Origin of the sequence: Paenilisteria newyorkensis (genome assembly GCF_000766145.1) — a bacterium.
Lineage (GTDB): Bacteria > Bacillota > Bacilli > Lactobacillales > Listeriaceae > Listeria_A > Listeria_A newyorkensis.
In genome coordinates, this window is the sequence record NZ_JNFB01000042.1 from 1 (window position 1) to 568 (window position 568).

The following is a 568-nucleotide window of genomic DNA, read 5'->3' on the forward strand; positions in this document are numbered from 1 at the left end:
AGCTCACCATTGCTATCTTCTTTAATGACCAAGTCATACCATTTCTTAGGGATAATTTCTGGGCCAAGTGGAATATCTTCTGCAGGAGAAAAGGTAATTTGTTTGGATGTATGATATTGTCGCAGTAAGTCAATCGCTTGAATGACGGGTTGATGCCGGTGGTTATTGGATTTGAATTGAAGCGTTTGCAATATATTCGTCACAGCCGAACGATAGGAACTACTATAGGAATTCCGTATACGCCAGTGTACTTTCTCTTGGTAAATGGAGTTTTTATATTTTAATTCCTTGACAATATCCCCTACTACTTCTGGAGATGCGACGGAAAAGAGCGTGTCTTTGATAATCCCATTGGGATTTTGGAGCGCACTCTCCAATAAATGGACCAATATTTTATTTTTGCCAAATACTTTCTTTACTTCTAGTATTAGTTCCATTTTCACTTTCTTCTCCGCACGACCATCAATTTTATGGATGAGTGTAATGAGTAGCTCTACAAGGCTATCATGCAATTCCCTTATTTTTAGCCAGAAAAAAGCACTCAGTAACGTGTAGCGAATAGGATCAT

1 pseudogene is annotated in these 568 nt (G+C 38.4%); it reads right to left on the reverse strand.

The features are described from left to right. Positions 1-568: pseudogene (locus EP58_RS14265) on the reverse strand (Tn3 family transposase); the annotation flags it as partial.